21 protein-coding genes and 1 tRNA gene are annotated in these 22,411 nt (G+C 69.9%); 12 read left to right on the top strand and 10 right to left on the bottom strand.

Going from position 1 to position 22,411, the window contains the following annotated elements; genetic code table 11:
- Positions 1–121: 121 nt before the first annotated feature.
- From obgE to ACTHL4_RS09010, 10 genes are all read left to right on the top strand, one after another.
- A complete protein-coding gene (gene obgE, locus ACTHL4_RS09055; RefSeq protein ID WP_440282425.1) occupies positions 122–1,660 on the top strand; it encodes a GTPase ObgE in 1,539 nt (512 codons plus the stop codon).
- Positions 1,653–2,801, top strand: coding sequence for a glutamate 5-kinase (gene proB, locus ACTHL4_RS09050; protein WP_440282424.1), 1,149 nt, complete (start codon positions 1,653–1,655; stop codon positions 2,799–2,801). The genes obgE and proB overlap by 8 nt, the downstream gene beginning before the upstream one ends.
- Before the next feature lie 14 nt (positions 2,802–2,815).
- Positions 2,816–3,604, top strand: coding sequence for a DedA family protein (locus ACTHL4_RS09045; RefSeq protein ID WP_440282423.1), 789 nt, complete (start codon positions 2,816–2,818; stop codon positions 3,602–3,604).
- A gap of 375 nt (positions 3,605–3,979) precedes the next feature.
- Positions 3,980–5,272 carry a glutamate-5-semialdehyde dehydrogenase gene (locus ACTHL4_RS09040; RefSeq protein WP_440282422.1) on the top strand — a complete coding sequence of 431 codons (1,293 nt, stop codon included), beginning with the start codon at positions 3,980–3,982 and terminating at the stop codon, positions 5,270–5,272.
- Between the two features lie 63 nt (positions 5,273–5,335).
- Complete coding sequence (locus tag ACTHL4_RS09035) at positions 5,336–5,530, top strand: hypothetical protein (protein WP_440282421.1); 195 nt, start codon at positions 5,336–5,338, stop codon at positions 5,528–5,530.
- 2 nt (positions 5,531–5,532) lie between these two features.
- On the top strand, positions 5,533–6,135 hold the full coding sequence (gene nadD / locus ACTHL4_RS09030) for a nicotinate-nucleotide adenylyltransferase (protein ID WP_440282427.1): 603 nt from the start codon (positions 5,533–5,535) through the stop codon (positions 6,133–6,135).
- Between the two features lie 2 nt (positions 6,136–6,137).
- Complete coding sequence (gene rsfS, locus ACTHL4_RS09025; protein WP_440282420.1) at positions 6,138–6,497, top strand: ribosome silencing factor; 360 nt, start codon at positions 6,138–6,140, stop codon at positions 6,495–6,497.
- Positions 6,494–7,147 (top strand): histidine phosphatase family protein, encoded by a 654-nt coding sequence (locus tag ACTHL4_RS09020; protein ID WP_440282419.1) that lies wholly within the window; start codon positions 6,494–6,496, stop codon positions 7,145–7,147. The genes rsfS and ACTHL4_RS09020 overlap by 4 nt, the downstream gene beginning before the upstream one ends.
- On the top strand, positions 7,144–7,662 hold the full coding sequence (locus tag ACTHL4_RS09015) for a DUF4442 domain-containing protein (protein ID WP_440282418.1): 519 nt from the start codon (positions 7,144–7,146) through the stop codon (positions 7,660–7,662). The genes ACTHL4_RS09020 and ACTHL4_RS09015 overlap by 4 nt, the downstream gene beginning before the upstream one ends.
- A gap of 88 nt (positions 7,663–7,750) precedes the next feature.
- Positions 7,751–7,823: transfer RNA gene (locus ACTHL4_RS09010), tRNA-Ala, on the top strand.
- Positions 7,824–7,884: 61 nt separating this feature from the next.
- Here the strand turns inward: ACTHL4_RS09010 and ACTHL4_RS09005 are convergent.
- On the bottom strand, positions 7,885–8,739 hold the full coding sequence (locus ACTHL4_RS09005; RefSeq protein WP_440282417.1) for a fumarylacetoacetate hydrolase family protein: 855 nt from the start codon (positions 8,737–8,739) through the stop codon (positions 7,885–7,887).
- Positions 8,740–8,830: 91 nt separating this feature from the next.
- On the opposite strand from ACTHL4_RS09005, the gene ACTHL4_RS09000 reads away from it, so the two are divergent.
- Positions 8,831–9,865 (top strand): hydroxyacid dehydrogenase, encoded by a 1,035-nt coding sequence (locus ACTHL4_RS09000; protein WP_440282416.1) that lies wholly within the window; start codon positions 8,831–8,833, stop codon positions 9,863–9,865.
- A gap of 26 nt (positions 9,866–9,891) precedes the next feature.
- Here the strand turns inward: ACTHL4_RS09000 and allB are convergent, their stop codons facing one another.
- Genes allB through ACTHL4_RS08975 form a run of 5 tightly spaced genes read right to left on the bottom strand, consistent with a single transcriptional unit; the run spans position 9,892 to position 16,101 of the window.
- On the bottom strand, positions 9,892–11,355 hold the full coding sequence (gene allB / locus ACTHL4_RS08995; RefSeq protein WP_440282415.1) for an allantoinase AllB: 1,464 nt from the start codon (positions 11,353–11,355) through the stop codon (positions 9,892–9,894).
- Positions 11,352–12,539 carry a glycerate kinase gene (locus ACTHL4_RS08990; RefSeq protein WP_440282414.1) on the bottom strand — a complete coding sequence of 396 codons (1,188 nt, stop codon included), beginning with the start codon at positions 12,537–12,539 and terminating at the stop codon, positions 11,352–11,354. Before ACTHL4_RS08990 ends, allB begins: the two co-directional genes overlap by 4 nt.
- A 34-nt stretch (positions 12,540–12,573) precedes the next feature.
- On the bottom strand, positions 12,574–14,352 hold the full coding sequence (gene gcl / locus ACTHL4_RS08985; protein ID WP_440282413.1) for a glyoxylate carboligase: 1,779 nt from the start codon (positions 14,350–14,352) through the stop codon (positions 12,574–12,576).
- Positions 14,349–15,269, bottom strand: a complete 921-nt coding sequence (locus ACTHL4_RS08980; RefSeq protein WP_440282412.1) for a 2-hydroxy-3-oxopropionate reductase — start codon at positions 15,267–15,269, stop codon at positions 14,349–14,351. Before ACTHL4_RS08980 ends, gcl begins: the two co-directional genes overlap by 4 nt.
- 28 nt (positions 15,270–15,297) lie before the next feature.
- Entirely contained in the window at positions 15,298–16,101 is an 804-nt protein-coding gene (locus tag ACTHL4_RS08975) for a hydroxypyruvate isomerase family protein (RefSeq protein WP_440282411.1), read from the bottom strand.
- Between the two features lie 193 nt (positions 16,102–16,294).
- Between ACTHL4_RS08975 and ACTHL4_RS08970 the strand changes: the two genes are divergently transcribed.
- Positions 16,295–17,686, top strand: coding sequence for an NAD(P)-dependent malic enzyme (locus ACTHL4_RS08970; protein ID WP_440282410.1), 1,392 nt, complete (start codon positions 16,295–16,297; stop codon positions 17,684–17,686).
- Between the two features lie 16 nt (positions 17,687–17,702).
- Here the strand turns inward: ACTHL4_RS08970 and ACTHL4_RS08965 are convergent, their stop codons facing one another.
- Genes ACTHL4_RS08965 through ACTHL4_RS08950 form a run of 4 tightly spaced genes read right to left on the bottom strand, consistent with a single transcriptional unit; the run spans position 17,703 to position 22,350 of the window.
- Positions 17,703–19,247, bottom strand: a complete 1,545-nt coding sequence (locus ACTHL4_RS08965) for a glycoside hydrolase family 3 protein (protein WP_440282409.1) — start codon at positions 19,245–19,247, stop codon at positions 17,703–17,705.
- Complete coding sequence (locus ACTHL4_RS08960; protein ID WP_440282426.1) at positions 19,244–20,068, bottom strand: carbohydrate ABC transporter permease; 825 nt, start codon at positions 20,066–20,068, stop codon at positions 19,244–19,246. The genes ACTHL4_RS08965 and ACTHL4_RS08960 overlap by 4 nt, the downstream gene beginning before the upstream one ends.
- Positions 20,068–20,979: a carbohydrate ABC transporter permease gene (locus ACTHL4_RS08955; protein WP_440282408.1), complete on the bottom strand. Its 912-nt coding sequence runs from the start codon at positions 20,977–20,979 to the stop codon at positions 20,068–20,070. The genes ACTHL4_RS08960 and ACTHL4_RS08955 overlap by 1 nt, the downstream gene beginning before the upstream one ends.
- 57 nt (positions 20,980–21,036) lie before the next feature.
- A complete protein-coding gene (locus tag ACTHL4_RS08950; protein ID WP_440282407.1) occupies positions 21,037–22,350 on the bottom strand; it encodes a sugar ABC transporter substrate-binding protein in 1,314 nt (437 codons plus the stop codon).
- Between the last annotated feature and the right edge of the window lie 61 nt (positions 22,351–22,411).

Below are 22,411 nucleotides of genomic sequence, written 5' to 3'. Positions count from 1 at the left end.
CCGAGGCGGGCGCTGGTACCCTCCGAGCACCACCCAGCAGCCCCTCGCGGGGAGGGGGTGGGCCCGATATTCACGGCACCCACCCCTTCCGCCGTCATACACAACCCGCAAGGAGAGACGCGTGGCCACCAACTTCGTGGACCGAGTGGTCCTGCACGTGCGCGCCGGGCACGGCGGGCACGGCGTCGCGTCGGTGCACCGGGAGAAGTTCAAGCCGCTCGGTGGACCCGACGGCGGCAACGGCGGCAAGGGCGGCAGCGTGATCCTCGAGGTCGACCCGCAGTCGACCACCCTGCTGGAATACCACCGCAGCCCGCAGCGCGTCGCCCCGAACGGCCGCCCCGGCGCCGGTGACGAACGCAACGGCGCCGACGGCGAGGACCTGGTCCTGCCGGTGCCGGAGGGCACCGTCGTCAAGGACTCCCGCGGCGAGGTGCTGGCCGACCTGATCGGTGCCGGTGCGCGGTTCGTGGCCGCGAACGGCGGCCGCGGCGGCCTGGGCAACAAGGCGCTGGCGTCCCCGCGGCGCAAGGCGCCCGGCTTCGCGCTGCTCGGCGAGCCCGGCGACGAGTCGGACATCACGCTGGAGTTGAAGACCCTGGCGGACGTGGCGTTGATCGGCTACCCGTCGGCCGGCAAGTCCAGCCTGGTGTCGGTGATGTCGGCGGCCAAGCCGAAGATCGCCGACTATCCCTTCACCACCCTGGTGCCCAACCTCGGTGTCGTCACTGCGGGTTCGCAGCGTTACACCATCGCCGACGTGCCGGGGCTGATCCCGGGCGCGAGTCAGGGCAAGGGTCTCGGGCTGGAGTTCCTGCGGCACGTCGAGCGCTGCTCGGTGCTGGTGCACGTCGTCGACTGCGCCACCCTCGAGCCGGGCCGCGACCCGCTGTCCGATCTGGACGTCATCGAGCAGGAGCTCGCCGAGTATGTCGCCGACGACTCCCTCGGCGGCAAGCCGCTGTCGGAACGCACCCGCATCGTCGTGCTCAACAAGGCAGATGTGCCGGATGCCCGCGAACTCGCCGAGCTCGTCCGCCCCGACCTGGAGGCCCGCGGCCTGGAGGTGCACATCGTCTCCGCTGTCGCGCACACCGGCCTCAAGGAGCTCAGCTTCTCGCTGGCCGCGCACGTCGACCGCGCCCGTGCCGAGATCGAGTCCAGCATCACCCCGCAGCGGATCGTGGTGCGCCCCCAGGCCGTCGACGACTCCGGTTTCACGATCCGCAAGGAGATGCACGGCACCGACGAGGTCTTCCGGATCATCGGTGAGCGACCCACCCGGTGGGTGCGGCAGACCGACTTCGCCAACGATGAAGCAGTCGGCTACCTCGCCGACCGGCTGGCGCGCCTCGGCGTCGAGGAGGAACTCTTCAAGGCCGGCGCGGTGCCCGGTTCGACCGTCCTGATCGGCCCGGCGGACAACGCCGTGGTCTTCGACTGGGAGCCGACGATGGCGACCGGTGCAGAACTCCTCGGACCCCGCGGCACCGACCTGCGCTTGGACGTCGATGGCGGCCGCGCCACCCGCGCCCAGAAGCGCTTGGAGTTCCATCGCCGCAAGGACGCACAGCGCGAGGCACGCGAGGAGCTGGACGCCGAGCGCAAGGCCGGGCTGTGGACCGACCGGGACCCCGCCGTCGTCGACAGCGATGAGTGATCGGGACACCGATCAGCTGCGTGCGGCGGTCGCATCGGCCGCCACCGTCGTGGTCAAGGTCGGCTCCAGTTCGCTCACCAGCGTCCAGGGCGGCCTCGACCCGGAGCGGGTCACCGCGCTCGCCGATGCGCTGGCTGCTCGTCGGCTGTCCGGAGCGAACATCGTGCTGGTCTCCTCCGGTGCGATCGCGGCCGGCATGGTCCCGCTCGGGCTGCGCCGCCGTCCGCGTGACCTGGCCACCCAGCAGGCGGCGGCCAGCGTGGGACAGGGCGCGCTGCTGGCGGCATACAGCGTGGCGTTCGCGCGGCACGGCCTGACCGCCGGACAGGTGCTGCTCACCGCCGACGACGTCACCCGGCGCGGGCACTACGTCAACGCCCGGCGCACGATCGAGCGGCTGCTTGCGCTCGGCGTGGTGCCGGTGGTCAAGGAGAACGACACGGTCGCCACCCACGAGATCCTGTTGGGCGACAACGACCGGCTCGCCGCCCTGGTCGCGCATCTCATCGATGCCTCGGCGCTGGTCCTGCTGTCCGACGTCGACGCCCTGTATGACGCGCCGCCCACGCAGCCCGGGGCCCGGCGCATCGGCGAGGTGCTCGAGCAGGCGTCGCTGGACGGTGTGGACGTGGGAGGGACCGGTTCGGCGGTCGGCACCGGCGGCATGGTGACCAAGATCGAGGCGGCCCAGATCGCCACCGCCGCGGGCGTGCCGACCGTTCTGACGTCGGCGCCGCTGGCCGGGGCCGCGCTGGCCGGCGAGGACGTCGGCACGATCTTCGCGCCGCAGGGGCACCGGCCCAGTGCGCGGCAATTGTGGTTGCGCTACGCGACCTCCCCGCAGGGCCGGCTGGTGATCGACGACGGCGCGGTCGCAGCGATCACCGAGCGCGGGAAATCGTTGCTGCCAGCGGGTATTCGCCGGATCACCGGGCACTTCTCGACGGGTGACGCCGTTGACCTGGTGGACGAGTCCGGTCTGGTGGTCGCGCGCGGCCTGGTCAACTACGACGCCAAGGAGCTGCCCCGGCTGCTGGGGCGCAACACCCACGAGCTGGCGCGCACGCTGGGGGCGGCATACGAGCGTGAGGTCGTGCACCGCGACCACCTGGCGGTGCTGGCCGGTAGGGCACGACGATGAGCGAGGATGGTGACGTGAGCGACTACAGTCGGCCGATCCCTGCGTCGGAGGCGCAGGCCGAGCAGTTGGCGGCCGCGGCGCAGGAGCAGGAGCCACCCACCAAGGAATGGTGGGACGACCCCCGGATGCCCTGGAAGGGTAAGCCGGGCAGGGCCGACATGTGGTGCATCGGACTGATCATCGCCACCGGCGCCTACGGCCTGTTGACGATCCCGGTGCGGCCGTGGATCCTCGGCAACTTCTCGGCACCGGCACGTGACTACATCCTGGCCTGCTTCAGCGGCTCCAACATCGCCATGGTCGATATCGGTGCGCTGGCCAGGGTCGGACAGCACCAGCCGTTCTGGTGGCTGGCGATCATCGCCGCGTCGCTGACCTCGATCAAGTTCGACTGGCTGTGGTGGTGGGCCGGTCGCCTCTGGGGGCGCGGTGTCATCGACATGATCGCCGCGCGTTCGAAGTGGGCGGCCCGGACGGCGTACTGGGCCGAGAGCATCGCCCGGCGGTTCGGCGGGCCGGCGGTCTTCTTGGTGTGGTTTATCCCGTTGCTGCCCAGCTCCATCGTCTACGCGTTCGTCGGCGACGCCCGCATGTCGTTGCGGCGCTTCCTGCTCATCGACTTCCTCGCCGGGCTGGTCTACCGCGGCCTGTGGATGTATGCCGGCTACCGGATGGGGGAGCCGGCCAAGGATCTGGTCAACCAGTTGGCCAAGTACAGCCTCTACCTGACCATCGGTGGCATCATCATCGTCTTCATCGGCGTCTACCGGCAGCAGCGGCGGTTCTCCGCGTCGCACCGGTGAGGCTGACCCGTGCATAACTCGCGACGGTCGCGACGTGTGTGGGGGTATGCCGGTGTGGCGCGTGCATAACTCGCGACGGTCGCGACGTGTGTGGGGGTATGCCGGTGTGGCGCGTGCATTACTCGCGACGGTCGCGATTGCGTGGTGCCCGCGAGTTCCTGGCCGGCGCCGACGGACACTGACGGTCGAATGCATGGCTGACGGTCGCGAGCGACCGTCAATGCGCAAACGACCGTCACAGTCGTCCGACGATCGAGTGTCCGGCCCGCGAATACCCACACCCGAACGGTCGGGCCGCTTCTACCCTGAAGGTATGAGCACCCCGCGAGGTTGCTCCTCCGCCACGCTTCTCCGAACACTTCATGGGGACCCCGTATGACGAACACGATCGACCAGCCCACCCGTGCCGACGCCACGAGTCGCGTTGAGCGGGCAGGGGGAGCGGCCCGGGTCGCCGCCCAGCGGCTCGCGGTGCTGACCCGCGCCGACAAGGACGCCGCGCTGCACGCCCTCGCCGACGCGCTGCTCGCGGCGACCGACCGCATCGTCGCCGCCAACGAGGCGGACCTCGCGCGCGGCCGGGAGTCCGGCATGGCCGAGGGCCTGCAGGACCGCCTGCGTCTCGACCCCGAACGGGTGGCCGCGATCGTCGAGGCGCTGCGACAGCTCGCCGGGCTACCGGACCCGGTGGGCGACATCGTGCGCGGTTCCACCCTGGCCAATGGTCTGCAGTTGCGACAGATCCGCGTGCCGATGGGTGTGGTCGGCATGATCTACGAGGCACGGCCCAACGTCACCGTCGACGCCGCGGGCCTCGGCCTCAAGAGTGGCAACGCGATGATCCTGCGCGGTGGCTCGGCGGCGGCTGACACCAACCGGGTCATCGTCGGTGTCCTGCGAGAAGCGCTGGCGCAGCAGGGGATTCCCGCCGACGCCGTGCAGCTGCTGGACGGCGGTCACGAGGACGTCAACGCGCTGATCACCGCCCGCGGACTGGTCGATCTGGTCATTCCGCGAGGCAGTGACCGACTCATCCAGGCCGTCGTGCAGGGTGCGACGGTGCCCGTCATCGAGACCGGGGTCGGCAACTGCCACGTGTATGTCGACGCCGCCGCGGACCTCGATCAGGCCGTGGCGATCGCGGTCAACTCCAAGACCCACCGCCCCAGCGTGTGCAACGCCGCCGAGTCGCTGCTGGTGCACCGCGACATCGCCGACGCCGTGCTGCCCGCGTTGTATGACGCCCTGACCTCCGCCGGCGTCGTGCTGCACACCGACCAGCGCGCCGGGGAGATCGCAGGTCGGCACGGCACGCCATACACACCGGCGACGGAAGATGACTTCGGGACCGAATACCTCGACCTGCAGTTGAGCGTCGCGGTCGTCGACGACCTGGACGCGGCGATCGCGCACATCGGCCGCTACGGGTCCGGTCACACTGAGGTGATCGTCACCGCGGACCGCGCCGCGGCGCGCCAGTTCGTCGCGCGCGTCGACGCGGCGGTGGTCGCGGTCAACGCGTCGTCGCGGTTCACCGACGGCGGTGAGTTCGGCTTCGGGGCCGAGATCGGCATCTCCACCCAGAAGCTGCACGCTCGCGGCCCGATGGGTCTGCAGGAGCTGACCAGCACCAAATGGGTCGTCGAGGGCGACGGGCAGGTCCGCTAGCGCGACGTCCTCCGGTCGCCCGGCGGTGCGAGAGGCCCGCGCCATACCCGATAAGCTGAGCGCATGAGGTCGTCCCTGGTCCAGCTCGCAACAGATTCCTCCGTGCCCAAGCTGGAGGAGCACCACCTGCCGATGCCGCACATCCTCTACGGCTTGATCGCGTTCGCCGTGTTCCTGCTGCTGCTGGGCATCCTGTGGACCTTCCGCAACACCGCCGCCGACCAGCGCGACGGTGCCGAAGGGGAGAAGGAGCACTGACCATCCGGCTGGGGGTGATGGGCGGCACGTTCGACCCCATCCACCACGGCCACCTGGTTGCAGCCAGTGAGGTGCAGGCCCGTCTCGACCTCGACGAGGTGGTGTTCGTGCCGACCGGGCAGCCGTGGCAGAAGGAAGGCCGCGGTGTCACCTCCGCCGAGCACCGCTACCTCATGACGGTGATCGCGACCGCGTCGAACCCGCGCTTCACCGTCAGCCGGGTCGACATCGACCGGCCCGGTCCCACCTACACCATCGACACGCTGACGGACCTGCGCCGACAGCGCCCGGACGCGGAGCTGTTCTTCATCACCGGCGCCGACGCGCTGGCGCAGATCCTGTCCTGGCGGGGCGTGGACCAGATGTGGCCACTCGCGCAGTTCATCGGGGTGACGCGCCCGGGCCACGTGTTGTCCGACAAGGGGCTGCCGCGCGACCATGTGCGGTTGATGGAAGTGCCTGCCATGGCGATCAGTTCGACCGACTGCCGGCAACGCGTCGTCGACGACGAGCCGGTCTGGTATCTCGTTCCGGACGGCGTCGTGCAGTACATCGGCAAGTATCAGCTCTACAAGCCGGAAGCCGGCGCAATGAAGGAGGCGTGAGGGTGACCGCGACCGCACGGGCCATCGACCTGGCCAGGGCCGCAGCCGCCGCGGCGGAGGACAAGCTGGCGACCTCGGTCGTCGCGATCGACGTCAGCGACCAACTGGGGCTGACCGACGTCTTCCTCGTCGTCTCCGGTGAGACCGAACGCCAGGTCTCCGCGATCGTCGACGCCATCGAGGAGCGGCTGCACGAGTTGGGCAGCAAGCCGATCCGGCGGGAGGGCGGCCGTGACGACCGGTGGGTCCTGATGGACTTCGACGACATCATCGTGCACGTGCAGCACGACGAGGAGCGGGAGTTCTACGCTCTCGAACGCCTCTGGCGCGACTGCCCGACGATCGACCTCACCCAGCAGTGAGCGCACCGGCGCCGCGTCGCTTGCTCGTATGGCGCCACGGTGAGACCACCTACAACGCCGCCGGCAGGTGGCAGGGCCAGTTCGACGCCCCGCTCTCCGAGCGTGGTCGGCGGCAGGCCGCGTATGCCGCCGAATCGCTTGCGCAGCAAGATGTTTCCCGCATCGTCGCATCCGACCTGAGCCGGGCCGCCGACACGGCTCGGGCGCTGGCGTCGGTGAGCGGCATACCGTTGTCCTTCGACCGGCGCTTCCGGGAGGTCGACGTGGGCAGCTGGGCCGAGCTGACCACCGCCGAGATCCGCGACCGCGACGCCGACCTGCTGGACCGCATCAGCGCCGGCGAGGACGTGCCACGTGGCGGCACCGGCGAGACGATGGCCGACGTCGCCCAGCGCACCACCGCGGCAGCCCGCGACGTCATCGCCACGATGACACCGGGGGAGACCGTCGTCGTGGCCACCCACGGCTTCGCCGCACGCGTGTTGTGCGCGTCGCTGTGCGGCATACCGCAGCAGATCGCGTTGCAGTCGTTCCAGGGCATGGGCAACTGCCACTGGGCGCAACTGGCCGAGCACGGGGACCGCTGGCAGATCGCCGGCTGGAACCTGCGACGAGCACCACTCACGACGCAAGGAGCGAGGTCGCGATGAGCGGCACCAAGACCACCGGCGCCACCACGAAGTCGTCCAGATTCGGCGGGCGCCGGACGATCCCACCGCGCTGGATGGCGCGTGGGATGTCCCTCTACCCGCCGCTGCTCGGCGCCGGCATCCGGGTGCGCGAATTCTCCGACGACTGGACGGTCTGCCGCACCGAGTTGCGCCTCAACCGGTTCAACCGCAACCAGCAGGGGACCGCGTTCGGCGGCTCGATCGGGTCGATGTCGGACGCGTTCTTCGCGCTGCTGCTGTGGAACCAGCTCGGCAAGGGCTACTACGTCTGGGACACGAAGGCGGAGATCGACTACCTCAGCCCCGGCACCTCGACCGTGCACGGGCGCTTCGAAGTGCCCCGTGAGGTGGCCGAGGAGGTGCGGGCCGCGGCCGAGTCCGGGCAGAAGGTGCTGCGCTGGTTCGAGACCGATCTGACGCTCGACGACGGCACCGTCGTGGCGCACGTGCGGCGGCAGGTTTACGTCCGCAAACGGCAGGATCACCGCGGCTGAGCACGCGGCACCGGCCCGATTTGGTGCAGCCGCCTCCGGCTGGCTACAGTATGTCGGTCGCCGGTTCTCCCGGAGGACAACCCACTACGGGGCATTGGCGCAGTTGGTAGCGCGCTTCCATGGCATGGAAGAGGTCAGGGGTTCGAATCCCCTATGCTCCACCCACCCAGAGCAAGAGCCCGGCCATCGGCCGGGCTCTTGCTGTTGGTATGACGAGGCGGATCAGGCCTGGTGGAAGACCTGCCGCATCCGTCCGAGTCCCTCGATCTCGGCTTCCACGACGTCACCGGCACGCAGGTAGGGCTTGGGCTCCGGCGCACCCAGGGCGACGCCGGCAGGCGTGCCCGTGCTGATCACGTCGCCGGGGTGCAGCACCATGAACTGGCTGAGATGGTGCACGAGGGTCGGCACGTCGAAGATCATCTGATCGGTGTTGCCGTCCTGGCGCCCGACGCCGTTGACCCACAGTCGGATCCGGGCAGACGACGGATCGAACTCGTCGGGCGTCACCAACCACGGACCGAGCGGATTGAACCCCTCGCAGCTCTTGCCCTTGTCCCACTGCCCGCCGCCGCGCTCCAACTGGAACTCGCGCTCGGAGACGTCGTGGGACAGTGCATAGCCGGCGATGTGTTCGGCGGCGTCCGCCGGGGTGCGCAGATAGCGGGCCGTGCTGCCGATGACGACGGCGAGCTCCGCCTCGAAGTCGGTGCTGCTGCTGTCCCGCGGGATCGGCACGGCGTCGTTCGGTCCGACGACGGTCCACGGATCCTTCAGGAAGACGATCGGTTCGGCCGGGATGCCCGCGCCCGTCTCACGCGCGTGGTCGCGGTAGTTGAGACCGATGCAGACCACCTTTCCGGGGCGGGCGACCGGTGGGCCGATGCGCTGGCCGGTCAGGTCGACCGTCGGCAGCGTGCCACCCGCCACCGCGGTCGACAGACGCTCGAGCGAGGCGGCACCGAGGGTGTGGTGGTCCAGGTCCGGCACGACGGACGACAGATCGCACGCCGTGCCGTCGGCCAGTAGGGCGCAGGGCCGTTCAGCGCCCGGCGGGCCGACACGAAGCAACCGCATGGGAACCAACTTCCTGATCCGTCGGATCGATGAGGGAGAGTGAGGAACGACAAGGACGAGTGAGTGTGGTCGACGTGAGGGAGTGTGCGTGATGCCAACTGGGAGTGCCGGTCGGCCGGTGGTGTGTTTCGCGATGGCGGAGGAGTCGCTCCTGGCCGCGTTCGACGCGGCGGCACTGGAGCGGCTGGCCGAGGCGGCGACCGTGGTGCGCGACGACACCGGCGCACCGCGCGTGCTCCATGACTTCGACTCCGCCACGCAGCCGTGGCTGCCGGAGGTCGAGGTGTTGATCACCGGCTGGGGCGCACCGGTGGTCGACCGGGACGTGCTCCGGCGGCTGCCGCGGTTGCGCGCGGTCGTGCACTCCGCCGGCTCGGTCAAGGGATTCCTGGATCTCGCCGTCTGGGACGCCGGTGTCCAGGTCTCGACGGCCGCGGAGGCCAACGCTGTCCCGGTTGCCGAATTCACGCTGGCCACAGTGATTCTGGCCAGTAAGCGGTTCGCCCGACACCAGGCGGCATACCGGGCGAGCGGCCGGAAACGCAGCGGCGACGAGGTGGGGCTGGAGCACGGCAGCTACGGCTGCACCGTCGGCGTGGTCGGCGCATCGCGGATCGGTCGACGGGTGATCGACCTGCTGCGGGCTCTCGACGTCACGGTGCTGGTCAGCGATCCGTTCCTGGACGAGGACGCGGCCCGGCAGGTCGGCGCCGAACTGGTCGAGTTGCCGGACCTGCTGCGGCGCAGCCACATCGTGACGCTGCACGCGCCGGAGACCCCGCAGACCCGTCACCTGATCGACGAGCGGGCGCTGGAGCTCATGCGGGACGGCTCGGTGCTGATCAACACCGCACGCGGCAGCCTCGTCGACACCGCTGCCATGGAGCGTCATGCCGGGTCCGGACGGCTGGACGCCTACCTGGACGTGACCGACCCGGAGCCGCTGCCGGCCGACAGCCCGCTGTTCCGGATGCCGAACGTCGTGGTCACCCCGCACATCGCGGGCTCGATGGGCAACGAGGTGCTGCGGCTGGGTCGGACCGCGGTCGAGGAGGTGGAGCGGCTCGCCGCGGGCCGGCCGCTGCGCTTCCCGGTGCGGGCGAGCGACCTGGCCCACATCGCCTGACCCGGTGGCCACCGCGCTGCCCGCCCTCAATCCTTGCCGCGCACGAGCAGCCGGCCGCCCGGTCGCTGCCCGTCGACGTCCTCGCCACGCACCAGGGTGCGCCGGACGACACCGGCCAGACGCCGGCCGTCGTATGCCGACACGGGATTCTTGTGGTGCAGCTGTGCCGCGTCCACGACGAACTCCTCCTGCGGCGCGAAGACCGCCAGGTCGGCGTCATACCCGACGGCGACCTTTCCCTTGCGCTGCAGGCCGATCCGCTCAGCAGGACGCGACGACATCCAGGTGGAGACCGTGGCCAGGTCGATGCCGCGCCGGCGTGCCTCGGTCCACACGGCCGGCAGCGCCACCTGCACCGAGGCGATCCCGCCCCACGCGACGCCGAAGTCGCCCCGCTCGAGATCCTTCAGCTCGACCGTCGACGGGGAGTGATCGGAGGCGATGTAGTCGATCGTCCCGTCGGCCAGCGCCTGCCACAGCAGATCCTGGTTGGCCGACTCCCGGATCGGCGGACAGCATTTGTATGCCGTACCACCGTTCGGCACGTCCTCGGCCAGCAGCGTCAGGTAGTGCGGGCAGGTCTCCGCGGTGATGTCGATCCCGTCCTCCTTGGCGGCGCGCAGGATCGGCAGGGCGTCGGAGGAGGACAGGTGCAGGATGTGCGCCCGAGCGCCGGTGCGCCGGGTGCGCTCGACGACCTCGGCGATCGCGAGGTTCTCCGCCTCGCGCGGCCGGGACGCGAGGAAGTCGGCGAAGCGCCCGCCGTGCGGTTCCGGGGCGTGGGCAATGGATTCGGCATCCTCGGCGTGAACGATCATCAGACCGTCGAACTCCGCCACCGTCGTCAGGTAGTCCTCCAGCGCATCCGGTGTCAGTGGCGGGTATTCGTCCACGCCCGAGTCGAGCAGGAAGCACTTGAAACCGAAGACGCCCGCGTCGTGCAGTGCGCGCAGGTAGTCCCGGTTGCCCGGCACGGCGCCACCCCAGAAGCCGACGTCGACGAAGGTCTGACCGGTGGCGACCAGCTGCTTGAACTCCAGTGCCTCCGGCGTCACGGTCGACGGGATCGCGTTGAGCGGCTTGTCGATGACGGTGGTGACGCCGCCGGCGGCGGCGGCCCGGGTGGCCGTGGTGAAGCCCTCCCAGTCGGTGCGGCCCGGCTCGTTGACGTGCACGTGTGCGTCCACCACACCGGGCATGAGCACCTCGTCACTGTCGAGGGTGATCACCCGGGGCGCCTGCAAACCGGTCCCCAGCGGCTCCACCGCGGTGATGCGGCCGCCGGCGATGCCGACCTCGCGCGGCGCCTCACCGTCGGGGGTGAGCACCCGGGCACCGCGGATGACCAGCTCGAGCGCCCCCGGCGAGGTCGTCGTCGCGGCATCGGGCGCCTCGGTCCGCGGATCCCCGTGCGCCGCAAGGTGATCGGCGATCTGCTGGCGCACGGTGTCCGGCTGGTTGACCGGTGCGAGCGAGGTGGTGTCGGTCATCGGCTCTCCTTCGGTAGGTCAGGGCTGAGGACGGCGCGCGACGCAGCCGGAGTCGCCCACCGGCCGATCTGCTCGCCGACCTCGGTCAGCAGTCTCGCAGCACCGGCGATGCTGCGAGCCGGATCGGGCTCCAGGTCCGTCAGCGCCCATACGGCGTCGAAGCCGCCGCGGTGCGCCTGCTCCCTGGTCAGTTGATTCACCCCGCAGGCGGCGACCACGACCGGCACGCCCGCGGCACGGGCGATGCGTGCCACGCCGACCGGCGTCTTGCCCGCCAGGCTCTGGAGGTCGAGGCTGCCCTCGCCGGTGATCACCAGATCGGCGTCGCGCACCCGGTCGGCCAGGCCGACGAGTTCCGCGACGAGCTCCAGACCCGGCCGCGCGGCCGCGTGCAGCACCGCCAGCGCGGCGAACCCGACCCCGCCGGCCGCTCCGGCGCCGGGTGTCAGTGCGGCCGCGCGGATCCGGTCGCCGTCGGTCGCCGTCAGCACGTCGACGAACCGGCCGAGCGCCGCGTCGAGCGCGACGACCTGCTGCGGAGCAGCGCCCTTCTGCGGCCCGAAGACCGCGGCGGCGCCGGTGTCGCCCAGCAGCGGGTTGTCGACGTCGACTGCGACCACGATCTCGGTCCGGCCGAGCCGGTCGTCCAAGCCGGAGAGGTCGATGCGGTCCAGACCGGCCAGCGCACCGCCGCCGTCGGGCAGCGACCGGCCGTGCGCATCGAGCAACTGGACGCCGAGCGCGGCCAGCATGCCGGCGCCACCGTCGGTGCAGGCACTGCCGCCGACACCGAGCACGATCCGGCGGCAACCCGCGTCGAGCGCGGCGCGGATGAGTTCGCCCGTGCCGCGACTGCTGGCCGACATCGGCGCCAACCCGTCCGGCGGCAGCAGCGCCAGTCCGGAGGCGGCCGCCAGTTCGACGACCGCGGTGCCGTCCCGCAGCGCGATGACCGCTTCGACCGGTTCACCCAGCGGTCCGGTCACCGTGTGCCGCGACGCCGTGTGTCCCGCGCGCAGCGCGGCCTCGACGGTGCCGTCGCCGCCGTCCGCCATCGGCACCAGGTCGACATCCACCTCTGCCTCGGCATCGACGACCCGCGCCAGGCCGGCGGCCAGTGCTTCGGCGACGGCGTCGGCGGGTAGCGACCCCTTGAACTTGTCCGGGGCGATGATCACTCGCACTGCAGGCTCCGATCAGCTCCAACTGCCTGGCCGGTCACCCGATCGGCAGGATTGCGGTGGGTGCGTCGGCCGCCGACGTCGCGACCTCCTCGAACTCGGTGACCGTGTCGATGCCGGCGGCACCCATGGAGATGTTAGTGACCCGCTCCATGATGACCTCGACCACGACGGGCACCCGCAGCTCGGCCGCCATCGCGCTCGCCTTGCGGAACGCCGCCTCCAAGTCCTGCGGGTGATGCACCCGGATCGCCTTGCACCCCAACCCTTCGACGACCTTCAGATGGTCGACGCCATACCCCGCGACCTCCGGGGAGTTGATGTTCTCGAAGGCGAGCGAGACGTAATAGTCCATGTCGAAGGCACGCTGCGATTGGCGGATCAGCCCGAGATAGGAGTTGTTCACCAGCACGTGCACGTAGCCGATGTTGTGCTGGGCCCCGACCGCCAGCTCCTCGATGAGGAACTGGAAGTCGTAGTCGCCGGAGAGCGCCACGACCGGCTGGTCGGGCTTCGCAGTGGCCACACCGAGCGCGGCCGGCAGCGTCCAGCCGAGCGGGCCGGCCTGGCCGCAGTTGATCCAGCGGCGCGGGCCGAAGACGTGCAGCAGCTGTGCGCCGGCGATCTGCGACAGCCCGATCGTGGAGACATAGGTCGTCTCGCGGCCGAACGCGGCGTTCATCGCCTCGTAGACCCGCTGCGGCTTGATCGGGACGTTGTCGAAGTGGGTCTTGCGCTGCAGCGTCGCCTTGCGCTGCTGGCAGTCCTTGGCCCACACCGCGTTGTCCGGCAGCGGGCCGTCCGCCTGCCGGCGCCGGGCCTCGGCCAGGAACGCGTCGAGGAAGGCGCCCGCGTCCGACACCACCCCGTAGTCGGGGGCGAAGACCCGGCCGATCTGGGTCGGCTCGATGTCGACGTGCACGAACGTGCGGCCGTTGCGGTAGACGTCCAGTGCGCCGGTGTGCCGGTTGGCCCACCGATTGCCGATGCCGAGCACGAAGTCGGATGCCAGCAGTGTCTCGTTGCCGTAGCGGTGCGCCGTCTGCAGCCCGACCATGCCCGCATGCAGCGGATGGTCGTCGGGGATCGCGCCCCAACCCATCAGGGTGGGAATGACCGGTATGCCGAGCAACTCGGCCACCTCGACCAGTCGGTCGGACGCATCGGCGTTGATGATGCCACCACCGGCCACCAGCACCGGGCGCTCCGCCGCCAGCAGCAGATCGAAGACCTTCGCCACCTGCGCCGGTGTCGCGGCCGGCCGGGTGACCGGGAGAGGCTCGTAGGTGTCGATGTCGAAGTCGATCTCGGCCTGCTGCACGTCCAGCGGCAGGTCGATCAGCACCGGGCCCGGTCGTCCCTCGCGCATCAGCCAGAACGCCTTGGCGAACGTGCCGGGCACCTGGGCGGCCTCCTTGACGGTGACCGCCCACTTGGTGACGGGTGCGGCGATCGAGGCGATGTCGACGGCCTGGAAGTCCTCCTTGTCGAGCTTGGCGAGCGGCGCCTGACCGGTGATCGCCAGGATCGGCGTCGAGTCCGCGCCCGCCGAGTAGAGGCCGGTGATCATGTCCGTGCCCGCCGGACCGGAGGTGCCCAGGCAGACACCGATGTTGCCGGGTGCTGCACGCGTGTATCCCTCGGCCATGTGCGAGGCCGCCTCGACGTGGCGGGCCAGCACGTGCTGCATGCCGCCGTGCCGGCGCATCGCGGCGTAGAGCGGGTTGATCGCCGCACCGGGAAGACCGAAAGTCTGTGTCGCACCTTCCTTTTCCATGATCAGGACGGCTGCGTCAACTGCCTGCATGCGGGTCATTTCGCGTCACCTTCGTTCGTGTTGCTGCGGCCCGACAACTGCTCGACCAGGAGCAGCAGCGCGGAGTGGTCGAGGCCGCCGTGGCCCAGGTTGCGCAGGTCCTGCACGAGCTGGGCGGTCTGCGCGCCGAGAGGTATGGCGACCCCGGCGGCGCGCGCGGAGTCCAGGACGATGCCCATGTCCTTGTGGTGCAGGTCGATGCGGAAGCCGGGCTGGAACTCGCGCTTGATCATCGAGGCGGCCTTGCGGTCCAGGATCCGGTTGCCGGCGAGTCCACCGGCGAGCACCTCGACGGCCGCCGTCGTGTCGACGTCGTACGCCTCCAGGAAGACCAGCGCCTCGGCGACCAGCTCGATGGTGCCCGCCACGATCAGCTGGTTGGCGGCCTTGACCGTCTGTCCCGAGCCGCTCGGACCGACATGGACCACGGTGCTGCCGACGGTCTCCAGGACCTGGCGCACTGCCTCCAGGTCGGCAGCGTCGCCGCCGACCATGATCGACAGCGTGCCCTCGACGGCACCGGCCTCACCACCGGACACCGGCCCGTCCAGCGGCTTCAGGCCGGCGGCCCTCGCCTCGTCGGCGACCTCGCGGGCGACGTCCGGCCGGATCGTCGAGCAGTCGACCCAGATGGCGCCCTGCTTGGCGGAGGCGATCAGGCCGGGCTCGTCCTCGGTGCCCCGCGCAACGGCGGCGACGTCGGGGGAGTCGGGCACCATGGTGAGGATGACGTCGGCCTCACGGACCGCCTCGGCGACCGAGGACGCGCCCTTGCCGCCGGCCGCGACGAGCGTGTCGATGGGCTCCTGGCTGCGGTTGTAGCCGGTCACCTGGTAGCCGGCCTTGACCAGGTTGGCCGCCATGGGCGCGCCCATGATGCCCAGGCCGATGACGGCGACCGATGTGGTGTTGCTCATGAATGGCTCCTTCGAAAAAGTATGGCGATCAAGCGGTTTCGGCGTCTGTTCGGGCTGAGTTGTGCCAGGCGAAGGGGTCGCTGTCGCCGGCGAGGTATTCCAGGCCGATCGGCCCGTCGTAACCCCCCTGCTGTGCGGCTGCGATCCACTCCTGCAGTGGCAGCTCTCCGGTGCCCGGTGCTCCGCGGCCGGGGGAGTCGGCGATCTGGATGTGGCCGAAGTCCTCGGCGTGGTTGGCGATGACCTTCGCGACGTCGTCGCCGTTGACCACCAGGTGGTAGAAGTCGGCGAGCAGGCGGACGTTGCCGACGTCGAGCGAGTCGATGACGGCGAGCGCGTCGGCAGCCGTCTTCAACGGGTATCCCGGCGCACCGGAGACCGGCTCGAGCAGGACCGTGCCGCCGATCTCCGCGACCGCATTCGCGGCATACGTCAAGTTGTCGCGGGCGGTGGCGGCCTCGGTGTGGGCGTCACGGCCGTCGGCGTGCAGGCCGTAGAGCGCGTTGAAGTGCTTGCAGCCCAGCCGCTTACCGATCTCGACCACGATGGCGACATTCGCGCGGAACTCGTCCCGGCGCTCCGGGTCGTTGACCACTCCGCGCTCGCCGGCCGGCATGTCACCGGCGAAGAAGTTGAGCCCGGTGAGCTGCACGCCGGCGCCCTCGACGGCCTGCACGAACTCCTCGACCTGCGCCGCCGACGGGGTGGCGGTCTCCGGCCAGGGCCACCAGAACTCGACGGCGTCGAAGCCGGCCTCCCGGGCCGCGGCCGGCCGCTCGAGCAAGGGGTGGTCGGTCAGCAGGATCGAGGCGTTCACGGTGTGCCGAGTCATGCCGGTGGCCTTCCTTCAAGTTTCGTAATACGGAATTAAAATATCGAATAATGAAAGTGTGCCAAGATGGGTCACATCCCGTCAAGGGTGCTGTCCGCATTGCCGTCGCGTCCGCGTCCGATGTGGAGGCATGCGGCATACTGCGACGAAATTCCGGCGGCGCCGCCGTCATCGCGACAGAACGGAGAGGTTCATGACTCACACCAGCCCCGGATACTCGGTGACCCTGCGCGTCGGTCTCACCCCGGGACGACGCACCGCGAGCGACCTGGCATCGGCGGTCGCCGCCGCGGGCGCCTCGGTGACCGCGCTGGACGTGACGGAGTCGACGCCCGACGGCCTGGTGGTGGACGTCACCTGCGACACGGCCGATGAACATCACGCGGAGCGGATTCGCGAATCGCTCGTCGACGCAGGCGGATACGACGTCCGCAAGGTCAGTGACCGGACGTTCCTGATGCATATCGGCGGCAAGCTGTCGGTGGAGCCGAAGGTCGAGCTGCGCACCCGTGACGACCTGTCGCGCGCCTATACCCCGGGTGTGGCACGTGTCTGTATGGCGATCGCGAACAACCCGGAGGACGCCCGCCGGCTGACCGTCAAGCGCAACACCGTCGCGGTGGTGACCGACGGCACCGCGGTCCTGGGACTCGGCGACCTCGGCCCCGAGGCCGCGTTGCCGGTGATGGAGGGCAAGGCCGCGCTCTTCAAGCAGTTCGCGAACGTCGACGCCTGGCCGGTCTGCCTGGCCACGACCGATTCCGATGAGATCGTCTCCATCGTCAAGGCGCTCGCTCCGGTCTACGGCGGCGTCAACCTGGAGGACATCTCCGCGCCCCGCTGTTTCGAGATCGAGCGGCGGCTGCGGGAGGAGTTGGACATCCCGGTCTTCCACGACGACCAGCACGGCACCGCGATCGTGGTGCTGGCCGCGCTGATCAATGCCCTGCGCGTGGTGAACAAGAAGATCGAGGACGTGCGGATCGTCGTGTCGGGTGTCGGCGCTGCCGGCCACGCGATCATCAAGCTGCTGGGTGCACAGGGTGCCTCCGACATCGTCGGCTGCAGCCGCGCGGGGGCGATCCACCGCGGCGAGAGCTACCAGGACGAGCACCGGCAGTGGATCGCCGAGCACACCAATCCTCGCGAGGTGACCGGCACGCTGGCCGAGGCGCTGGTCGGCGCCGACGTGTTCATCGGGGTCTCCGGACCGAACATCCTGGGGGAGAAGGAAATCGCCGCGATGGCCGAGGACTCGATCGTCTTCGCGCTGGCCAACCCGGACCCGGAGATCCCGGCCGCGGAAGCCGCCAAGCACGCCGCCGTCGTCGCGACCGGACGCAGCGATTTCCCCAACCAGATCAACAATGTGCTGGCGTTCCCGGGCCTCTTCCGCGGACTGCTGGACGCCTCCGCACACAAGATCAGCACCGAGTTGCTGGTCGCCGCCGCGCGCGCGATCGCCGACTCGGTCGGGCCGGACGAGCTCAACGCCAGTTACATCGTCCCGAGCGTCTTCGACGCCGCCGTCGCACCCGCGGTGGCTGACGCGGTCCGCCGGACGGTCGAGTCGCACCGCGCGTGAGCGCGGCGAAAGTCGTTCAGCGGCGCAGCAACTCGGCGACCGCGGCAGCGGTTGGCAGGCTGTCGCCGAAGGTCCACAGCACGCGGCGGGCGCCGGACAACTCCTCGGTGCCGTCGGCGTAGCCGACGACGACGACCAGTGCGTCCGGGTTGCGCTGCAGACAGCGCTGCAACTGCTCGTCCTCGGCGCGGTCCTGGCCCGGCGAACCGGTGACCACGACGTCGGCGGTCGGAAGATCCGGGCGCACGGTCAACGCGGCCGGGCCGTCGGCGGCGTCGGCGTGCCCCTCGACCGCGTCGGGCAGCACGAAGGCGGACGTCAGGCAAGAACCGGGCGCGGAGTCGAGCACCGCGCCGACGGTGAGCGCAGGCAGTGCGCCTGCGGCGACGTTGCGCCGGCGTCGGACGTCGACCACCTGCAGCGGAGTCGCCGGCAGGCAGATCGTGCCGCGGGTGGCCAGGGCCCGCCGGGCCACGGACCGGTCGGCCGCGCCGTCGGGCTGCGAAGCCGTGGGGCCGGTCGCGGGTCGCGTGCGCTGCCAGTCGCGCAGCGCACGGACGCGATGCGCGGCCTCCTCGAGCCGCGCGACGGGCAGACGGCCCTCCGCCACGGCAGCCGAGAGGGCGGAATGCGCCTCGGTGAAGATCCGCTCGTCCTTGTCCGGGCGGTCGGCTCCGAGCACCGGATTGCCCAGGCCCAACAGGTCTGCGCCCGCGAGGACCGCCTGCACGCACCCCTCGCCGAGGCCGATGGTGTCGCTGATGGCTCCCATGTCCAGGGCATCGGTCATGACGACCCCGCCGAAACCGAGTTCGTCGCGCAGCATCGACAGGACGGCCGGACTGATCGTGGCCGGCCGGGACGGGTCGAGCGCGGGCACGATGACGTGGGCGGTCATCACGCACCGGACACCCGCGCGCACGGCGGCGGCGAACGGTGCCAGCTCTCGCTCGCGCAGGAGTTCCAGCGGTGCGTCGACGCGTGGGAGGCCGACGTGCGAGTCCACCGCTGTGTCACCGTGTCCGGGGAAATGCTTGGCCGTGGCGGCGACACCGACGGATTGCAGGCCCTCGGCATACGCCACCGCGTGCCGGGAGACCAGCGGCGCGGTGGACCCGAAGGACCGTACGCCGATGACCGGGTTGTCCGGGTTGCTGTTGACGTCCACGACCGGTGCCAGGTCGATGTCGATGCCTGACGCGCGCAGGTCGGCACCGATCGCGGCGCCCACGGCGCGCGTGGCGTCGGCGTCGTCGACCCGGCCGAGCATGGCAGCGCCGACGTGGGGCGAGCCACCACGCGCGCCGAGCCGGCTGACGATGCCGCCCTCCTCGTCAGTGGCGACGAGCACCTCGCCCAGCTCGTGCAGCTGCCGAGACAGCTGCGCGGTCGTTGCGACATCACCGATGTTGTGGCTGAAGTAGACGACGCCGCCGAGCCCGCGCTGCACGGCGTCGCCCAGCCAGCGCGGCGGCCGTTGCGCCCCGGCGAATCCCGGCTGCAGGACCCCGTGGACCAGTCGGTCGACCGAGGGGTCGGTTCCCGTGCGGGGGCGGTTCATTTGACGGCGCCGGACACGAGACCGGCGCCCAGGCGCCGCTGGGCGAGCACGAAGACGATCACGACGGGCAGCGTAACCACTGTGGAGGCCGCCATGAGGCCGCCCCAGTCATTCGTGTGCGCGGTCGAGAAGTGCTGGAGGCCGACCCCGACCGTCAGCACGCTGTCCTTGGCGAGGAAGGTGTTGGCGAACATGAACTCCTCCCAGGCCATCACGAAGGAGAACGCCGAGGTGGCCACCAGGCCCGGCACCACCAGCGGCAGCAGGATGGACCGGAACATCCGCCACCAGCCGCAGCCGTCGAGGTAGGCCGCCTCCTCCAGTTCGCGGGGGACTGCCGCCACGAAGCCGCGCAGGTTCCAGATGGCGAACGGCAGTGAGAACGCGATGTAGACGAGGATCAGCCCGAGCAGCGAGTTGAGCATCCGCCAGTCCTTCATCTGCAGGAACAGCGGTATGACGAGAGCCTCGGCCGGCAGCATCTGCACCACCAGGATGAGCACCAGCATGGTGGACCGGAACCGGAAGCGGAACCGCGCCATCGCCACGGCGCCCAGCAGCGCCAGCGCCCCGGAGATCACCACGACCGCGACGGTGACGATGGCGGAGTTGAGCAGGTAACGGCCGAAGTGGTTCTGCGAGAACACCCGGATGAAGTTGTCGAAGGTGACGTGTTCAGGCACCAGGTTGTCCGTGCCGGAACCGTTGCGGGCGTTGAACGCCGTGCTGAGCATGAAGTAGACGGGGAACAGTGTGAACAGCAGCAGCGCGACGACGGCGATCGTCTTGCCGATCGGGCGCAGGGGTGAGTTGGTCCGCATCATGCGTCCTCCTCCTTGAACAGCACGCGCAGGTAGATCAGCGTGATCACCAGCAGCACGATCGTGAGCAGCACGGCGATCGCCGCACCGAGGCCGTACTTGGTCTGGTTGATCGACGACACGTAGGACCAGACGCCGAGATTGAACAGGTCAGGGTTGCTGCCGTCACCGCCGGGCAGCAGATAGATCTGAGTGAAGACCTTGAAGTCCCAGATCGTCGACAGGATGGTCACCACCGCGAACACCGGCCGCAGCAACGGCACCGTGATCGACCAGAACCGCCGCCACGACGACGCACCGTCGATCTTCGCTGCTTCGTGCAGTTCGGTCGGCACGGTGAGCATGCCGGCGAAGAGGGTGACCGCCACGAAGGGGAAGCTGTGGTGCACGACGTTGAGCAGCACGATCCCGTAGAACGACCAGCGGTCGGTGAACCAGTTGTGCCCCTCGGGGCCGATCAGCCCGAGCCATTCCAGCCCGTGCTTCACCACCCCGTCGTCCGGCGCGAAGATCCACTTCCACACATAGGTGTCCGAGACGGCGGGAATGGCCCACGCGATGAGGATCGAGCCGATGACCAGCGCTCGCACCTTCGGGCCGACATTGACCAGCAGCAACGCCACCAGGGTGCCGAGCACGATGGTGGACAGGACCGCGAGTGCCGCGAACACGACGGTGTTGGGCAGGATCGTGGTCCACAGGTAGGACGCGGGCAGCCCCGGCGCCCCGGAGAAGATCTGTTCGTAGTTGCCGAAGCCGATGTTGACCGGGTGCCCGCTGATCACCTCGCGCAGGTTGTAACGCTGGAAGGACAGCACCGTGACCCGGACGATCGGGTAGAGGAGCAGTCCGGCGATGACGATCAGCGGGCCGGCCAGCAGCAGCCAGGGTCGTGACTTGGAAGAGGGCACGTATCGGGTTTCTTCAGAGGACGGACGGTGGGCGGTAGGCGACTGATCGGTCGCGGGTCAGCTCTGGGCGTTGAGCGTGGAGGTGATCGCCGCCGACGCCTTCGTGGTGGCGGACTCGACCGAGGTGCCGGTCAGGATCGACTGCAGCATCGCGGTGATCGTCTTGTTGCCCTCCACGGTGCCCCACTGCGGTGCACTCGGCACGTTGCGGCCACCCTTGAGCATCGCGGTCGCGAACGGTGCGACGAGCGTGTCGGAGCTGTCGACATACGGCTGCAGGGCGGTCTTGGTCGTCGGGAAGTAGCCGGTCTGGTCGGCCCAGGTCTTGGCCAGCGTGCCGGTGGTCATCAGCTGGATGAACTTCCAGGCGAGGTCCTTCTTCTTGCTGGTGGCCATCACCGACAGGTTGGAGCCGCCGAGGAACGCCGGCGCGACGCCACCGTCCTTGCCCGGGATCGCGAACGCGCCGATCTTGCCCTTGAGGTCCGGGTTCTGCTCGAGGGCGGTCTTGGGCGTCCAGTTGCCCTGGATGACCATCGCCGCCTTGTTCTTCGCGAAGGCATCCAGCAGGTCGGTCTCCTTCCAGGTGGAGGCCGCGGTGGTGGACGATCCGTCCTTGAGGGCCAGCCCGGTGTAGAACTTCAGGCCCTCCCGCGAGGCCGTCGAGTCCAGCGCACCCTTCCACGTGTTGCCGGACTTGGTGGCGAAGTCGCCTCCCGCTCCCCAGATGAACGGCGCTGCGGCGTACTGCGAACCGCCGGCGATCGGCATCGCCGCCATCTTCGGCTCCTTGGCCTGCAGCGTCGTGACGGCCTGCTCCAACTCCGCCCAGTTGGTCGGCACCTTGATGCCGTCCTTGGCGAAGACGTCCTTGCGGTAGACGATGCCGCGCACGCCGGCGTACCAGCCGACGCCGTACTGCTTGCCGTCGTAGGTCGCCGAATCCTTCAGCGCCTTGAGCTCGTCCTTGCCCATGCCGGAGGCCTCGACCTGCTGGGTGATGTCGGCGAGACCGCCCGCAGCCGCGAACTCCGGCGTCCAGGTGGTGCCGATCTCGGACACGTCAGGGCCGCCACCGCCGGCGAAGGACCGCACCAGCCGGTCATGCGCATCGGCCCACTCGATCTCCTGGATGTTGAGCGTGGCGCCGGTCTCCTTCGTGAACTCCTTCTTCACGGCGGCGTAGAACTTCGAGGAGTCCGGGTTGGTGCCCTTCATGACCCAGAAGGTCAGGGACTTCGCGCTGCCGCCCTGGGCGGTGTCACCGCTGCCGCCGCCCGAAGCGCTGGAGCCGCCACTGTCGCCGCAGCCGGCGAGGGCGAGGGTGAGGGCGGTGACGGACGCGAGGGCCGCAGCTGTGCTGGTGCGCATGGTTCTCCTTGGTGACGGACGGGGCGGACCGCAAACAGTGCGACCCTACGGAAACTTCGAT

It is taken from the genome of Flexivirga sp. (assembly GCF_051955415.1).
Lineage (GTDB): Bacteria > Actinomycetota > Actinomycetes > Actinomycetales > Dermatophilaceae > Flexivirga.
This window is presented reverse-complemented; position numbering and strand designations above follow the sequence as displayed.

Coding starts and splice junctions, on each gene's coding strand:
- proB (WP_440282424.1), top strand. CDS start 1,653: ATGAGTGATCGGGACACCGATCAGCTGCGTGCGGCGGTCGCATCGGCC.
- ACTHL4_RS09040 (WP_440282422.1), top strand. CDS start 3,980: ATGACGAACACGATCGACCAGCCCACCCGTGCCGACGCCACGAGTCGC.
- ACTHL4_RS09035 (WP_440282421.1), top strand. CDS start 5,336: ATGAGGTCGTCCCTGGTCCAGCTCGCAACAGATTCCTCCGTGCCCAAG.
- ACTHL4_RS09015 (WP_440282418.1), top strand. CDS start 7,144: ATGAGCGGCACCAAGACCACCGGCGCCACCACGAAGTCGTCCAGATTC.
- ACTHL4_RS09005 (WP_440282417.1), bottom strand. CDS start 8,739: ATGCGGTTGCTTCGTGTCGGCCCGCCGGGCGCTGAACGGCCCTGCGCC.
- ACTHL4_RS09000 (WP_440282416.1), top strand. CDS start 8,831: ATGCCAACTGGGAGTGCCGGTCGGCCGGTGGTGTGTTTCGCGATGGCG.
- allB (WP_440282415.1), bottom strand. CDS start 11,355: ATGACCGACACCACCTCGCTCGCACCGGTCAACCAGCCGGACACCGTG.
- gcl (WP_440282413.1), bottom strand. CDS start 14,352: ATGACCCGCATGCAGGCAGTTGACGCAGCCGTCCTGATCATGGAAAAG.
- ACTHL4_RS08980 (WP_440282412.1), bottom strand. CDS start 15,269: ATGAGCAACACCACATCGGTCGCCGTCATCGGCCTGGGCATCATGGGC.
- ACTHL4_RS08975 (WP_440282411.1), bottom strand. CDS start 16,101: ATGACTCGGCACACCGTGAACGCCTCGATCCTGCTGACCGACCACCCC.
- ACTHL4_RS08970 (WP_440282410.1), top strand. CDS start 16,295: ATGACTCACACCAGCCCCGGATACTCGGTGACCCTGCGCGTCGGTCTC.
- ACTHL4_RS08965 (WP_440282409.1), bottom strand. CDS start 19,247: ATGAACCGCCCCCGCACGGGAACCGACCCCTCGGTCGACCGACTGGTC.
- ACTHL4_RS08960 (WP_440282426.1), bottom strand. CDS start 20,068: ATGCGGACCAACTCACCCCTGCGCCCGATCGGCAAGACGATCGCCGTC.
- ACTHL4_RS08950 (WP_440282407.1), bottom strand. CDS start 22,350: ATGCGCACCAGCACAGCTGCGGCCCTCGCGTCCGTCACCGCCCTCACC.